Raw genomic sequence first — 14,917 nt, 5'->3', positions numbered from 1 at the left:
ATGACCCGGGGAGGCCCCATGCGCATCGGACTCTTCGCCACCTGTCTGGGAGACACACTGTTCCCGGAGGCGGTGAAATCCACCGCAGTGCTGCTCGCCCGTCTGGGCCACGACGTGGTGTTCCCGCCGGACCAGACGTGCTGCGGCCAGATGCACGTCAACACCGGCTACCAGCGCGAACCCGTCCCGCTGGTGCGCAAGTTCGCCGAGCAGTTCGGGGACGCGTCCATCGACGCGGTCGTCATGCCCTCAGGATCGTGCGCGGGCTCGGTCCGGCACCAGCACCAGATCATCGCCGAGCGGTACGGGGACGCCTCGCTGCGCGCCGGCGTCACCACCGTCAAGGCCAAGACGTACGAGCTGTCGGAGTTCCTCGTCGATGTCCTCGGCGTCTCCCAGGTCGGCGCGTACTTCCCGCACCGTGTGACCTACCACCCCACCTGCCACTCCCTGCGGATGCTCCGGGTCGGCGACAAGCCGCTGAAACTCCTGCGCGCCGTCGAGGCGATCGATCTCGTCGAGCTCCCCGAAGCCGACTCCTGCTGCGGTTTCGGCGGCACCTTCGCCGTCAAGAACGCCGAGACGTCCACCGCGATGCTCCAGGACAAGATGCGCAACATCGCCACGACGGACGCCGCCGTGTGCACGGCCGGAGACTCCTCCTGCCTGATGCACATCGGCGGCGGACTCTCCCGCATCAAGTCCGGTACGCGCACCCTGCATCTCGCCCAGATCCTCGGATCCACCCGTACCGCGCCGTACGCCCTGACGGAGGCCGCCCGATGAGTACGTTCCTCGGCATGCCCGCCACGCCGCCCCGGTCCCCGTACGGAACGGGAAACCTGCGCGGCGACCGGACGTTCCCGAAGGCCGCCCACGACGAGCTCCGCAACGAACAGCTGCGCCGCAACCTCGGCAAGGCCACCCGTACCATCCGCACGAAGCGGCTGGGCGTCACCGGTGAACTCCCCGACTGGGAACAGCTGCGCGACGCCGGATCCGCCATCAAGACCGACACGATGAACCGGCTCCCCGAACTCCTGGAGCAGCTGGAGCAGAAGGTCACCGAGCACGGCGGAACGGTCCACTGGGCGCGCGACGGATCCGAGGCCAATGAGATCGTCGCCCGGCTGATCCGGGCGACGGGCAGCAGCGACGTCATCAAGGTCAAGTCGATGGCCACCCAGGAGATCGGCCTCAACGAGCACCTCGAATCCATCGGCATCACTCCGTACGAGACCGACCTGGCCGAGCTCATCGTGCAACTCGCCGACGACAAGCCCTCGCACATCCTGGTGCCCGCGATCCACCGCAACCGCGACGAGATCCGGCAGATCTTCCTCGACGAGATCCCCGGCGTCGACCCGGACCTCGACAACGTGCCCGCGCATCTCGCCGCCGTGGCCCGCGCCTATCTGCGCGAGAAGTTCATGACGACCAAGGTGGCGGTCTCCGGAGCCAACTTCGGCATCGCCGAGACCGGCACGCTGTCCGTCGTCGAGTCGGAGGGCAACGGCCGGATGTGCCTGACCCTGCCCGACACCCTCATCACCGTGATGGGCATCGAAAAGGTCCTGCCGCGCTACCAGGACCTGGAAGTCTTCCTCCAGTTGCTGCCGCGCTCATCGACGGGCGAGCGGATGAACCCGTACACCTCGATGTGGACCGGCGTGACACCCGGCGACGGGCCGCAGGACTTCCACCTGGTCCTCCTCGACAACGGCCGCACCGCCGCACTCGCCGACTCGATCGGCCGCGAGGCACTCAACTGCATCCGTTGCTCGGCCTGCCTCAACGTGTGCCCCGTGTACGAGCGGACCGGCGGGCATGCGTACGGATCGACGTACCCCGGTCCGATCGGCGCGGTCCTCACCCCGCAGCTCGCCGGCATGGACGCGGCGAAAAACGACCCCAACAGCTCGCTGCCGTACGCCTCCAGCCTCTGCGGCGCCTGCTTCGACGCCTGCCCCGTCAAGATCGACATCCCGTCGATGCTCGTCGAGCTGCGCCATCAGCACACCGAACAGTCCGGCACCACCGCGGAGAAGCTGGCCATGAAGGCCGCCGCCGGCGTGATGAAGCGGCCGAAGCTCTTCACCGCCGCGCAGAAGGCCGCCGTTCTCGGCCGGATCGCCGGTGGACGCGACGGCACGATCTCGCGTCTGCCCGCCCCGCTCAGCGGCTGGAGCGACAGCCGCGACACCGCCGCCCCGCCCGAGCAGACCTTCCGCTCCTGGCTGGCGTCGGCCGAGGGCGTGGCAACGATGAGCGCCGCCGCCGAAGAGGGCGCCCGGCGCACCGCCGACGACCACAAGGAGGACCAGTGACGACGACCGCCCGCGACACGGTACTCGGCCGGATCAGGGACGCCCTGGCCCTCGCACCCGCGCCCGCCACCATCGTTCCCCGCGACTACCGCACCGGCCGTACCCTCCCCGACGAGGAACGCCTCGCCCTCCTGACCCACCGGCTCGTCGACTACAAGGCGACGGTGTACCCGTGCACAGGCGACCGCACCGCCCGGACGATCGCCGAAGTGCTGCGGGCGCGTGGCGCACGCCGGATCGGGGTGCCGGCCGGGCTCGACGAGCAGTGGCTCACCGCCTATGACGGCGAGGTGCAGCGGGACTCCGCCGACATTCCGGCGCCGAGCCTCGACGCGCTCGACGGGGTGGTGACCGCCTCGGCCGTCAGCTGCGCCGAGACGGGCACGATCTTCCTGGACGGGTCGCCGGACCAGGGCCGACGGGCGCTGTCCCTCGTACCCGACCTGCATGTGTGCGTCGTCGACCTGTCCTCGGTCGTCGTCGGAGTCCCGGAGGCCGTCGCCCGGCTGGTGCCGGAGCGTCCGACGACCCTGATCAGCGGTCCGTCGGCCACCTCCGACATCGAGCTGGAGCGGGTGGAGGGCGTACACGGCCCCCGCACCCTCGCGGTGGTGATCCGCACCGACGTCTAGACGTGTCCGGCCGAGGGCGGGCTGCTTCGGGCCCATGCCCTTGATGCCCGGCGGGGATCTCACGGACGCCGAGTCCACCATTTCCCTGCCGTCGGCAGGTGCGGCTCCAGCCCGACCCACCGTGCATTCCTGACCGGGAGCGCAGGACGGCGCCCCGCCCGTCGGCCCGGCGCCCTCGCGGGGGCCGGACCGACGGACGGGGCGCCGAGTGGGCCTCAGCCCCGGCTCAGGTGAACGGCCACCGTCTCGCTGACAGTCACCGGCCGCTCGTAGTCCGGGTCCGTCGCCGTGGCCCGCGCCTCGACCTCGACGTCACCGCGCTGGAACGGCACCGACCCCGTGGGGACGGCCGTCGCGGTCCAGGCGACCGGCGCGCCCGGGACACACTTTACCGACGCGGAGTAGGAGCCCCGGATGAGCTGCTGCCGCTTCACCTGCTTGACGTCGCCCGCCACCTCCACCTGCACCCGGCTTGTTGCAGCTCACCGTGCCGTGCAGGGTGGCCAGGGGTGCTCGCCTTGCCGTCCAGCGCCACGGCGAGGCCGAGCTCGGCGGGCGGGGCCGGGTTGTCGATGTGCACCTCGCCGCGCGCGGCGGGGTCGCCCCCCTCGCAGTGCTGCTCGAAGGAGGCGTCGAGTTCCTTCAAATTTCGCTTCAAACACGCCGGGTTCAACCGTCAGCCGCCACCGAACCGGGCACGACGGGCCCTCCGGCGCGTGACCCTCGCGCGTCGGAGGCCGGCCGCGCCCGGTCGTGGCGGACATCAGAGACCGTGGGTGACCTCCAGCGGCGCGAAGCCGATACGGGTCGTCGTACCGTCATCGGCCCAGCGCACAGCGACCGTCTCCCCGTTCACGTCCACCCCGCTCACCGCCGAGGCGAGAGGGCCGGCGTCCGGCCCAGCGGTGAGCGAGGCGAGCGCCACCAGCACCTCTGTCCCCTCCACATCGGCACCGAGCCTGGGCAGTACGGCCCACCGGGTGAACGCCGTGCCCTGCGGAGCACGTACCTCCTCTTGCTCCGCCCAGCCGTGCAGCCCGTGCAACGCGGAACGCACCGCGCCCTCGGGATCCGTCGCCCAGCCCGTCTGCTCGGCCCGCGTCCCGGCGGGCGCGCCCAGGATCCGGTGCAGCCGTAGTTCGTACCGCCCCCGGACGACGGTCACACTCTCCACCCGCAGGCCGGGCGCGGTGGGAGGGCCCTCAGGGAAGACCGGGCAGTGCCAGGACGCGGCCCAGCCCCAGCCGTCGCCGTGACCCGCGCCCAGCGGGTGGATCCGTACCCGGCTGCTGCGGGAGCCCCCGACCCGTACCGACAGATGATTGTCCGCGGTGTTCGCGGACGCGGTGGGACCGGTGGCCGTCGAATACGCGAGGCGCGCGTAGAGCGGGTCCGACAGATCCGCCGTCTCGCCCTCGTGCGGCCGGACATGGTCGCTGCCGTGGTTGTGCAGCCGCACGATGCCGTCCGCCCGGGTCGACTGCACCAGCAGTCCCGGCGACGGCAGCGACAGCACCCGGTCCGGGCCCTCGCTCGGGGCGGGCTCCTCGGTCGCCGTCCACAGTGGATGCTCCGGCGGGGCAAGCAGTGAGACGAACGCCTTCGACGCCCAGTACGGTGACGCGGGCCCCGAGTACACCTGGAGCGTCGCGTCGTGCGAACCGTGCCAGCCAAGGCTCAGCAGACCGTCGTCCTCGGCCGCACCGCGCTCCAGGAAGTACCGCAGCGACCCGCTGATCAGCCGCCGCGAGACGCCCGGAGCCAGAGGCGTGTGCCCGGACACCGCGCCCATCCCGACGGCCGCGCCCGCCGCGAAGCGGTAGGTGAGGGAGCGTCCGAAGTGCGGCGGCGCACCGTCCGCGCCGAACATCAGGGAGAAGCTCTCCAGATGTTCGCTCAGCCGTGCGCCGTAACGCGCGGCGAGCTCCGTATCGCCCGACAGATACGCGTCCAGTACGGGGTACAGGTGCAGCGCCCAGCCGTTGTAGTGGTCGAAGGCCCGCCCGTCCCCGTCGGCGTACCAGCCCTCGCCGCGGTACCAGCCCTCCAGCAGGTCCAGCGCCCGCTGCCGTGCCCGCGCCGTTTCCGCGTCGCCCCGGCCGACCGACTCCAGGAATCCGGCGACGGAGTACGGGAACAGGTACCAGTTGTTGGGCGCGGGCGTGTGCCGCAGGGCGCCGCGCAGCCACTCCTCCGCCCGGTCCTGCGTACCCGGATCGAGCCGGTCCCACAGCCATGGCCTGGTCAGCCGCAGCCCGATCGCCACGGACGCGGACTCGACCATCGGCTGGCCGAAGACGGTGTGGTCGAGGATCAGCGGCCAGGACTCGGCGTCGTCGCGTCCCGCTGTACGCGTACCGGCACCGAGCCCGTCGGCGTACCGCTCCAGCCAGTTGTGCGGATCCTTGCCCTCCGCCCCGGCGACCCGGAACGCGGCGGCGAGGAACGTACGGGCGTAGCCCTCCAGGCCGTCGGAACGGACACCCGAGCGGGACGGGCGCCCCGGCAGGTCGAGCAGGGCCCGGCCGGGGGTGGCCCACTTCCAGGCGGCGTGCAGCAGACCGTCCGCCGCCGCTTCCCAGTGCGCCCGGGTGTAGCCGGTGTGCGGGCTCGACCCGCGGTCCTCGGCGGGGAGTTCGAAGGGGTACGAGGACGAGGTGGAGGTCATGCGAGGAATGCCAGCCTTTCGCGTCGTACGGGATGGGCGAATCCGTCGCCCGCGGCCCAGCGGGCGACCTCACCGACCGCCAGATCTGCCAGCCGGCGCAGTTCGTTGCCCTGGGAGCCCGCGAGGTGCGGGGTGATGGTCGCGTTGTCGAGGTCCCACAGCGGATGACCGGCCGGCAGCGGGTCGGGGTCGGTGACGTCGAGTACCGCCCGGATCCGGTCCGCACGCAGTACGTCGGTGAGCGCGTCCTGGTCGACGACCGCGCCCCGGGAGGTGTTGATCAGGACACCGTCGGGCCGCATCGAGGTGAGGAGTTCGCGGCTGACGAGGCCCGTGGTCGCGGGCAGCAGTGGGGTGTGGACGCTGACCACGTCGCTCCGGGTGAAGAGACCCGCAAGGGTGACGGGGCGGACCCCGAGCTCGGCCGCCTCGCTGTCGGAGACGTACGGATCGTGGAGCAGCACCCGCAGGTCGTAGGGGCGCAGCAGCTCGATCACCCGGCGGCCGATCAGGGAGGCGGACAGAATGCCCACCGTACGGCCGTAGTTGCCCACGTCGGGCGGGGTGGCGAGCCAGGCGTCGCGGTGGCGGGCGGCCCGGAAGTCCCGGGCCCGCTCAAGGACCCGCTTTCCGGAGAGCAGGATCATCGCGACGGTGTACTCCGCGACCGGCAGCGCATTGGCCGCCGCGGCCGACGACACCTCGATGCCCCGGTCCCAGCAGGCCTCGGTGACATGGCCGCGCACGCTGCCCGCCGTGTGCACGACGGCCCGCAGCGCGGGGGCGGCGGCCAGGACGTCCGCCTCGATGGGAGGGCAGCCCCAGCCGGTGACCAGGATCTCCGCGTCCGCGAGAGCGGCGCGGGCCCGCGCGGCGGCGAAGTCGTCGATGACGGGCAGGGGCGAGAGCGTGCACACCGCGGAGAGAGCGGCCATGGAGCCTGGGGAGAGCACGGCGGCTGCGGCGTCCGGACCCATGGCGAGCGCGGCGCGCGGCCGGCGGTGTGCGGGGGAAGTGCTGTGCATGGTTCTCCTGGTGCGGTGGTCCGGTCGGGGCGGCACGGCTACTTGACGGCACCCGCTGTCAGACCGGACCGCCAGAAGCGCTGGAGCAGGGCGAAGGCGAGGATCAGCGGCAGCACCGCGAGCAGCGAACCCATGATGACGACCGGGTAGTACTCGGGGGAGACGGACGCGGAGCTGTTCCACGTGTACAGGCCGAGGCTCACCGGATACAGGTCCTGGTCGGAGAGCATCACCATGGGCAGGAAGAAGTTGTTCCAGATCGCCGTGAGCTGGAAGAGGAAGACGGTCACCAGACCCGGTCCGAGCATGCGCAGCGCCACCCGGAAGTACGCGGTCAGTTCGCCCGCGCCGTCCATCCGCGCCGCTTCCAGCACCTCGTCGGGCACGTACCCCTGGCTGAAGATCCGGCCGAGATAGACACCGAAGGGGTTGAAGAGGACCGGGATGAAGACCGCCCAGAACGTGTTGACCAGTCCGGTGCCGGATGCCATCAGATAGAGCGGCAGAGCGAGCACGGTCTGCGGCACCATCACCGCGGCGAGCACGAGCCCGAACAGCTTCTCCTTGTGTGCGAAGCGGTACTTGTCGAAGGCGTACCCGCAGGCGATGCTCACCAGTGCGCCGAGGGCCGCGCCCAGGACCGCGTACAGGAGGCTGTTGCCGTACCAGCGCCCGTACAGCCCGCCGTCCATGGCGAACAGGTCCTTGATGTTCTGCACGAAGGAGAAGTCGCTCAGCGAAAGGATGTTGCTGCTGAACAGCGCGTTGCGGTCCTTGGTCGCCGCGAGCACCAGCCACAGCACCGGCAGCAGGGTGTACAGCACCGAGATGCCGACCACGAGGTTGACGACGGAGCGTCCGAGGAGCCGGGGCCGCAGGGGTGCGGCGGTGCGAATTGCGGTCGACGCGCTCATCGGGCGTCCTCCTCGGCGGCGTTGGAGCGGTTGGTCCAGCGGGTGACGCCGTAGGAGAGGGCGATCGTGCACAGGAGCAGGACGACGGAGGCGGCTGCCGCGAGGCCGTAGTTGTTGCGGGTGAAGGCGGCGTCGTAGATGTACATGCTGGGCGAGAAACGGGAGTTGATCATCGGTGTCGACTGGCTGAGCAGCATCGGCTCGGTGAAGAGCTGCAACGCGAAGATGAGGGTGAACATCGCCACCATCACGACCGACGAACGCACCAGCGGAGCCTTGACCTGGAGCGCCGTGCGGACCGGACCCGCGCCGTCGACGACCGCCGCCTCGATCACCTCGCGGGGGACGGCCTGCAGCGCCGCGTAGAACACGACCATGTTGTAACCGAGGTTGCTCCACAGCGCGATGTTCACGATGGACGGGAGCACGGTGTGCACCCCGAGGAAGTCGACGGTGATGTCGGCCTTGCCGAGAAGTTCGATCACCGGACTGATGCCGGGGGTGTACAGGTACAGCCAGATCAGCGCGGCGATGATGCCGGGCACCGCGTGCGGCAGGAACAGTGCGAGCTGGGCCGTGCCCCGCAGGCGCACGACTCCGGAGTCCAGCAGCAGGGCCAGGGCGAGGGCCCCGATCACCATGAGCGGGATGTAGACCAGGCAGTACAGGGCGACGATGCCGAGACCGCCGAGGAACGTCGGGTCGGTGATGACGGCGGTGTAGTTGCGGAGCCCGGCGAAGACCGTGCGTTCCGGGCCGAAGCCGAGTCCGGGCTGGTCGTCGCTGAAGAAGCTCAGATAGACGGCGGTGGCGACCGGAATCAGGAAGACGGTCACCAGAAGGACGAAGAACGGCGTCATCAGGACGCCGCAGGCGCCGAGTTCACGCCGTCGGGCGGACCTGCGGGCCATCGGTACCGGTGCGGGGGCGGCCGGACTCTTCGGTGACGGCCGAGCGGGGATGTCCGCCGGGACGGATACGGGGGTGGCGCTGGTCATGGGTGTCACCTGCCTCTCTGCTGCTGGGAACGGGCGTGCGGATCGGTCAGGTGGAGTGCCGGGTGGTGGAGAGGCCGAGTGCCTTCAGGTCCGGCATGGTGCCCTCCTGAGCCGCCCTGACCGCTCCGAGGATGGAGCCCTGGCCCCCGCTCGCCCGCGCCAGCCCGTCCTTCATGATCTTGCCGGTCGCTGTCATCCGGGGGCCCCAGACCCAGCCCGGGCGAATCTTGTGGGCCTCCTGCTCGAAGAGGGTGTAGATGTCCTGGCCGCTGTAGTAGGTGCGGTCGAATGCCTGGCGGCCCACCTCGACCAGGCCGGGCGCGGCGGGGTACTGGCTGCTGGCGCCGCTGGAGAGGCGGGCGCGCAGGGCGTCCGGGTGCGATACCTGCCACTCGATGAACTCCATCGCGGCCTCGGGGTCCGCACTGTCCTTGGTGACCGCGAAGGTGGAGCCGCCATGGGTCCCGACACCGGGATCGGCCGGATCCCACTGGGGGATCGGTGCCAGCGCCCACTGGCCCTTCTGACCCGGGCGGGCCTTCATCTGGGCACCGGCGTCCCACGCACCGCTGAGCCGGCTGAGCACCAGGCCGTTGCCGATCTGGACGTCGCTGTGGCGGCTCTCCACCGCGTTCATGAAGACCAGGTCCTGGTCGGTCAGCCGCTGCCAGAAGGCGGATACGCGACGGGTGGGTGCGTCGGCCAGCGAGACGTTCCAGGCGCCGCCGGCCGTGTCGAACCACTGGGCGCCCGCCTGCCACGCGAAAGCGGCGAGATGGGTGTCACCGTCGGTCGGGAAGAGCGCCATCCGGCGCTCACCGCCCTTGCGGCGTACGGCCCTTGCCGCGTCCTCGAAGTCCTCCCAGGTACGCGGGGCGGTCAGCCCGTACCGCTCGAAGAGGTCGGTGCGGTAGTGCAGCACCATCGGCTCTATGTCGAGCGGAACGCTGAACACCCGCTTCTCGAAGGTGGTCAGCCCCAGTGCCTGCGGCAGCAGTTCGGCGCGCAGCCCGTCGCTCACCAGGTCCGTGATGTCGCGGCAGACGCCGTCGATGGCGAAGCCGGGGACCTGGGGATACTCGATGGTGGCGACGTCCGGGGCGTTGCCGGCCCGGGCCGCGTTGCTGAGTTTGGCGTAACCGCCCTGGGCCCCCGAGGGGACCTGCTGGAAATCGACCTGAAGGGTGTCGTGCCCGCGGTTGAACGCGTCCACGACTTCCTGACTGCCCCGCAGCGCGGACCAGAACGTGATCCGTGTCTTCCTGCCGGTCCTGCTGCTTACGGTCCTGCCGGTACTGCTCGTACTGCCCGATCGTGTCTCTTTGCCGCCGCCGCTGCAGGCGCTGAGCGCACCTGTCAGAGGCAGCGCGGCGATCGTGGCGAGGACGGATCGACGGCTCTGTCGATCAGGCATGGGTGCCTCCCGCGGCTCCTGATTCAAGACACGGGGAATACTGATCGGCTGATCGATAGCGGTCAATAGATCGATCAAAAGGAGCTTGAAGCGGTCAAACGCTCAGAGGCCCGTACGGGGGAGGGCTTGTGCCGATCCGCGTACTTTGAGCTCGGGCAGCAGCTCCACCCTGCGCACCGGACCCGTCGTACCCGCCGGGTGTGCCAGCCGGTGCAGCAGCAGTTCGGCCGCCGCCCGACCGATGTCGGCCCTGGGGGGAGCCACCGCGGTCAGCGGCGTGCTGCCCAGGGCCGAGACCACATCGTCGTACGCCACGACCGAGCAGTCCTGCGGCACCCGCACACCGGTCTCCGCCAGCCGCTGCACCAGCATCAGCGCGTCCTCGTCGCCGTGCAGGACGGCGCCCGTGACCCCACGCTCCCGCAGCAGCGCGGCCAGATCCGGAGCAGGCGCGTCCGGCGTGGCGGGGGGCTGGAGGCCGGCCCGACTCCCGGAGTCCGGTCCCGCGTTCGGGGAACTGAGCACCACGGACCAGTCCTCCACCTCCGGGCGGGCGGCCGCGATCTCGGCGAACGCCGCCCGGATGGAGCGAGCGGTGGGGCTGTCGTTCCGGGCTGCCAGGACGATACGGCGGTGGCCCAGCGAGACCAGATGGTCGACGGCGAGATGTACCCCGTACCAGTGATCGGAACAGACCGAGTCCAGGGCGTGCAGCGCGCTGCCCGGCCGCGGCCGCCGCTCCATCAGGACGGTCGGCACGCCCACCTCGGCGAGCCAGCCGTAGTCCGCCTCCTCCCCGACGGCGCTGCGCCATCGCGGGGCGATGAGCAGCCCGCGCGCCCCGCCTGCCAGGGCCCGTTCCACCTGGGGCCGTTCGGCACCGTCGGACTGCGGCGCGATATGCAGGGCGATCCGCATCCCCGCCGCCTCCAGAGCGGTCCGGGCGCCGTGCAGGGTCTCGTAGAGGTACGAATGCCGCTCGGGCACCACCAGGGCGGTCGCACCGCCGTCCGCGGACTGCTCGCCCGGCCGTGCGACCGGGACAGCCGTCGTCTCCGCCGCGTCCCCCACCGGGCGGGCCACCCCGTGGCCCCGCCGGAGCCGGCCCGCCCGGGCCAGCTCCTCCACGTCCCGCCGGAGTGTGACCACCGAGACGTCCAACTCGGCAGCGAGCGTGGTCACCTTGACGGCACCACGTGCGTGCACCACCGCGAGTATGCGCTTCCGCCTCAGTTCAACCGGCTCCCGCATGCTGCTGGCCCCCTTGCCGTACTGCTGCGCGTTGTTCGTTTGAGCGCTTCTGGTGAGCACTTCGCTGGCAGCATAGCGAGCGATCGGCCGTCCCGGTGGTCACGGGATGGACCGATCATCCGACGGAAAGCCGGTGTATCTATCATCTGATCCGGAATGGACACCATCACACTGTGGCAACTGGCCGCGCTCGCGGCGGCATCCCTGCTCGTCGGCTTCTCCAAGACGGCCGTCAGCGGTGCCAACACGATCAGCCTCGCGGTCTTCGCGGCCGTACTCCCGGCCCGCGAATCGACCGGCGTGCTGCTCCCGATCCTCATCGCCGGCGACATCCTCGCCGTGCTGGTCTACCGTCGGCATGCACACTGGCCCACGCTGCTGCGGCTCTTCCCCGCCGTCGCCGTGGGCGTGGTGGCAGGCACCGTCTTCATGCTGTGGGCCGATGACGACGCCGTCGCCAGATCGATCGGCGCGATCCTGCTCTTCATGGCCGGCGTCACCCTGTGGCGCCGGCACTCCGCGGCCCGTGCCGAGGAGACACCCGAGCAGCAGGACGCGGACAAACCCGCGCGTGCCGGGCGGGCCAAGGCCCGGTCGTACGGGGTGCTCGGCGGCTTCACGACCATGGTCGCCAACGCGGGCGGCCCCGTGATGTCGCTTTATCTGCTCTCCGCGGGCTTCCGCAAGCTCGGCTTCCTGGGAACCTCGGCGTGGTTCTTCCTGATCGTCAACACGTCCAAGGTGCCCTTCAGCGTGGGACTCGGGCTCATCGACGCGCAGTCCCTGCTGCTGGACGCCGCCCTGGTCCTGTTCGTCATCCCCGGTGCGTATCTCGGCCGTGCGTGCGTGGGCCGGATCAACCAGAAGCTCTTCGAGCGGATCGTGATCGGCGCCACCGTGCTGGGCGGCCTTCAGCTGCTGCTGCGCTGAAGGCCACCCGGCGACGGAGCGGTCAGACGATGCTCTCGGCGATCTCCGCCTGCTCGCGGGCGTTGCCGTACGCGGCCGGAGTGCTGTACGAGCGGCGCGCGACGAACCACCACACGGTGGCCAGGACCAGGACGGCGACCAGGGCGATCGACGCGTAGTTCATCGAGTCGATGGTCACCGGCGAGGACTGCGGCAGCAGGAACAGCACGCTCACGATGGCAACCCACACCACGGCGATCCAGCCGATCGGCTTGGACCAGCGGCCCAGATGCCACGGCCCACGCTCGAACCTGTCACCGGCGCGCAGCTTGAGATAGATCGGGATGGCGTACGCGGGCGTGATGCCGATGACGTTGATGGCGGTCACCGCGCCGTACGCGGTCGCTGAGTACAGCGAGGGCACCGCGAGCAGAGCGGCGACGCACACCGACAGCCACACGGCCGGCACCGGTGTCTGGGTGCGGGAGCTCACCTTGCGCCACAGGGCGGAACCCGGCAGCGCGTTGTCACGACTGAACGCGAAGACCATCCGGCTCGCGGCGGCGACCTCGGCGTTGCCGCAGAAGAGCTGCGCGGCAATCACGATCAGCAGCATGGCGGTGGCGCCCGCCGTACCCAGCGCGTCGATCAGGATCTGTGCGGGTGGCACTCCGGTGGCGCTGTTCTGGGTGCCCGCGTAGTCCTGGATGGCGAAGGTCAGACCGGCCAGCAGGACGAAACCGGCGACCCAGGAGACCCAGATCGCCCGGACGATGCCCTTGGCCGCGGTCACCGACGCGTTGGACGTCTCCTCGGAGAGATGGGCGGAGGCGTCGTAACCGCAGAAGGTGTACTGGGCCAGGAGCAGACCGATCGCCGCGACATAGAGCGGGTTCTCCCAGCCGGTGTCATTGACGAACTCGGTGAAGACGAACGACGGCGACTGGTGGTGGGAAGGCACGATCGCCAGCGCCGCCACGATCACGGCCACACCGCCCAGGTGCCACCACACACTGATCGAGTTGAGCACACTCACCAGGCGGACGCCGAAGAGGTTCAGCACGGCGTGCAGCAGCAGGATGCAGAGGAAGATCACCATCGTGGATCCGGGAGTGGGGTCGAATCCCCACTGCAGATTGAGCAGCGCACCCGTGAACAGCGCGGCGCCGTAGTCGATGCCGGCGATCGCTCCCAGCAGACCGAGCAGATTCAGCCACCCGGTGTACCAGCCCCACTTGCGGCCACCGAGCCGGTCGGCCATGTAGTACAGGGCCCCCGATGTCGGATACGCACTGGTGACCTCGGCCAGGGCCATGCCCACGCAGAGGACGAACAGGCCGACACCGGCCCAGCCCCAGAGCATCACGGACGGTCCGCCGGAGGACATGCCGAAGCCGTACAGGGTCATGCATCCGGAGAGGATCGAGATGACGGAGAAGCTGATGGCGAAGTTGCCGAACCCGCCCATACGGCGGGCCAGCACCGGCTGATAGCCGAGCTCGCGCAGCCGCTGTTCCTCGTCCTTCTGTGGAGCGGCCTCCGGGCTCGACGGGGTCGACGCGGATATGGACATGGGAATACCTCCGGGAGGGGACGGTGGGGGGAAGAGGGGAGGGGAGGGAGGGGAGGCGGGTCGGGTGCCTGCGGTCAGCCGTGCGGCCCTCGGGCGGGCTCGCGCTCGGCGGCGAGACACCGGCCCCGGGCCCGCAGGAACACGTCCTGCGCCTCGGCGGGTTCGTTGGGTGTCCGCGTGCGGCAGGCCCACGGGATCGAGGTGTAGTACGGGCCCAGCGAACGGAACACCGGTGCCGCGTCGGCGAATTGGAGTGACCCCCACAGTGCGTGGGCCAGATGGTTCAGATCGAGCAGGGACTGCACGGCCGGGTCGGTCCGCGCGAACCAGCTCCGCAGCGCACGACGGGCGTCGCGTTCGCCGTCCTCGGTGACCCAGTGCAGGTCGAGTGCCTTCTCGTTGCCGTGCCTGCGCCGGTAGCGCTCCACACGCACGTACAGCGGAAGAACGTGGAGGGAGGAGCCGTCGGGTGCCGAAGAGGCCGCCCACTGAACGAAGTTGACCGCCTCGGAGAGCGTGCCGCCGGCCTGCCGCGCGTACACGAACTGCAGCATCCGGTGATAGGCCTCGCGATTGAACGGGTCCCGCTCGTCCGCCTCGGCCAGCAGGCCCCAGGGCCCGGGAAACAGCATGGGTCCCGGCGGACGCAGCCGGTGCTCATCGAGGCGCTGGCCTTCGTCGAGCTGGGCCAGAGCCAGCAGACAGACCCAGGGAACCGGGTCCGTAGGGGAGGCGTGCGCCGCGGAGCGGCAGCCCTCCCAGGCCTCCTGCCACAATTCCTGTGCGCGCGGGTGTTTTTCGCGGTGGGCGCGCACAGCGCGTTCCACGACCACCCGGGCGTGCATCACGGTCGCCGCCACACTCCGCGGCTCCTCGGTCAGCCAGGCGTGGACAGCGTCGGAGCCGGCGGCAACGGTCGCGAGGACCTGGGTGCGCTGGGTCCACAACGCCCAGTTCGGCGTGCTCTCCAAGAGATTCCGCATGGACAGCCAGCGACCGGTGCGCAGGTCCTGTAACGCTCCACGTAGTTCGTGGTCGTGTCCTGCGGGGTGGTAGACCGGCCGGAATTCACTGGGCGTCATCTGCTCGCCCCGCCCCTGTACAGCCTGTGGGGGCGGGGCGGTATGCCGGGCAAAGCGGCACGGGGCATGGTCTGCTCGTCATGAATCCTCGAGGACGTGGGGGGTTGGACAGCTCTGGTCATGA

Annotated in this window: 14 protein-coding genes; 4 read left to right on the top strand and 10 right to left on the bottom strand. The window is 70.3% G+C overall.

Translation table 11 applies throughout. The features are described from left to right. Positions 1-18: 18 nt before the first annotated feature. From ACFWBQ_RS00140 to ACFWBQ_RS00130, 3 genes are read left to right on the top strand one after another with little or no spacing between them, the layout of a single operon-like run. A complete protein-coding gene (locus ACFWBQ_RS00140; protein ID WP_385482129.1) occupies positions 19-786 on the top strand; it encodes a (Fe-S)-binding protein in 768 nt (255 codons plus the stop codon). After that, positions 783-2,327: a lactate utilization protein B gene (locus ACFWBQ_RS00135; protein WP_385482127.1), complete on the top strand. Its 1,545-nt coding sequence runs from the start codon at positions 783-785 to the stop codon at positions 2,325-2,327. The genes ACFWBQ_RS00140 and ACFWBQ_RS00135 overlap by 4 nt, the downstream gene beginning before the upstream one ends. Further along, positions 2,324-2,959 carry a lactate utilization protein C gene (locus ACFWBQ_RS00130; RefSeq protein WP_385482124.1) on the top strand — a complete coding sequence of 212 codons (636 nt, stop codon included), beginning with the start codon at positions 2,324-2,326 and terminating at the stop codon, positions 2,957-2,959. Before ACFWBQ_RS00135 ends, ACFWBQ_RS00130 begins: the two co-directional genes overlap by 4 nt. Positions 2,960-3,174: 215 nt before the next feature. On the opposite strand, the gene ACFWBQ_RS00125 is transcribed toward ACFWBQ_RS00130, so the two are convergent. The 8 genes from ACFWBQ_RS00125 to ACFWBQ_RS00090 all read right to left on the bottom strand — a co-directional run bounded on the left by ACFWBQ_RS00125 (position 3,175) and on the right by ACFWBQ_RS00090 (position 11,229). Further along, positions 3,175-3,414, bottom strand: coding sequence for a hypothetical protein (locus ACFWBQ_RS00125; protein WP_385482121.1), 240 nt, complete (start codon positions 3,412-3,414; stop codon positions 3,175-3,177). After that, complete coding sequence (locus ACFWBQ_RS00120; RefSeq protein ID WP_385482118.1) at positions 3,390-3,617, bottom strand: hypothetical protein; 228 nt, start codon at positions 3,615-3,617, stop codon at positions 3,390-3,392. Before ACFWBQ_RS00120 ends, ACFWBQ_RS00125 begins: the two co-directional genes overlap by 25 nt. Positions 3,618-3,722: 105 nt before the next feature. Next, positions 3,723-5,627, bottom strand: coding sequence for a DUF2264 domain-containing protein (locus ACFWBQ_RS00115; protein WP_385482116.1), 1,905 nt, complete (start codon positions 5,625-5,627; stop codon positions 3,723-3,725). Next, positions 5,624-6,652 (bottom strand): hydroxyacid dehydrogenase, encoded by a 1,029-nt coding sequence (locus ACFWBQ_RS00110; RefSeq protein ID WP_385482114.1) that lies wholly within the window; start codon positions 6,650-6,652, stop codon positions 5,624-5,626. The genes ACFWBQ_RS00115 and ACFWBQ_RS00110 overlap by 4 nt, the downstream gene beginning before the upstream one ends. 38 nt (positions 6,653-6,690) lie before the next feature. Continuing rightward, positions 6,691-7,566, bottom strand: coding sequence for a carbohydrate ABC transporter permease (locus ACFWBQ_RS00105; RefSeq protein ID WP_385482112.1), 876 nt, complete (start codon positions 7,564-7,566; stop codon positions 6,691-6,693). Then, complete coding sequence (locus ACFWBQ_RS00100) at positions 7,563-8,564, bottom strand: carbohydrate ABC transporter permease (RefSeq protein WP_385482109.1); 1,002 nt, start codon at positions 8,562-8,564, stop codon at positions 7,563-7,565. Before ACFWBQ_RS00100 ends, ACFWBQ_RS00105 begins: the two co-directional genes overlap by 4 nt. Positions 8,565-8,610: 46 nt before the next feature. Further along, positions 8,611-9,978, bottom strand: coding sequence for an ABC transporter substrate-binding protein (locus tag ACFWBQ_RS00095; RefSeq protein WP_385482106.1), 1,368 nt, complete (start codon positions 9,976-9,978; stop codon positions 8,611-8,613). A gap of 102 nt (positions 9,979-10,080) precedes the next feature. Further along, entirely contained in the window at positions 10,081-11,229 is a 1,149-nt protein-coding gene (locus ACFWBQ_RS00090; protein ID WP_385482103.1) for a substrate-binding domain-containing protein, read from the bottom strand. Positions 11,230-11,385: 156 nt separating this feature from the next. On the opposite strand from ACFWBQ_RS00090, the gene ACFWBQ_RS00085 reads away from it, so the two are divergent. Beyond that, positions 11,386-12,159, top strand: coding sequence for a sulfite exporter TauE/SafE family protein (locus ACFWBQ_RS00085; RefSeq protein WP_385482101.1), 774 nt, complete (start codon positions 11,386-11,388; stop codon positions 12,157-12,159). 22 nt (positions 12,160-12,181) lie between these two features. Here the strand turns inward: ACFWBQ_RS00085 and ACFWBQ_RS00080 are convergent, their stop codons facing one another. Beyond that, entirely contained in the window at positions 12,182-13,711 is a 1,530-nt protein-coding gene (locus ACFWBQ_RS00080) for an amino acid permease (RefSeq protein WP_385482098.1), read from the bottom strand. A 74-nt stretch (positions 13,712-13,785) separates the two neighbouring features. Next, positions 13,786-14,793 (bottom strand): hypothetical protein, encoded by a 1,008-nt coding sequence (locus ACFWBQ_RS00075; protein ID WP_385482096.1) that lies wholly within the window; start codon positions 14,791-14,793, stop codon positions 13,786-13,788. Positions 14,794-14,917: the final 124 nt, after the last annotated feature.

Source organism: Streptomyces sp. NPDC060035 (genome assembly GCF_042736635.1).
Classification (GTDB): domain Bacteria; phylum Actinomycetota; class Actinomycetes; order Streptomycetales; family Streptomycetaceae; genus Streptomyces.
The sequence above is the reverse complement of the archived record's forward strand: the minus strand, read 5'-3'. Positions and strand labels throughout refer to the sequence as shown.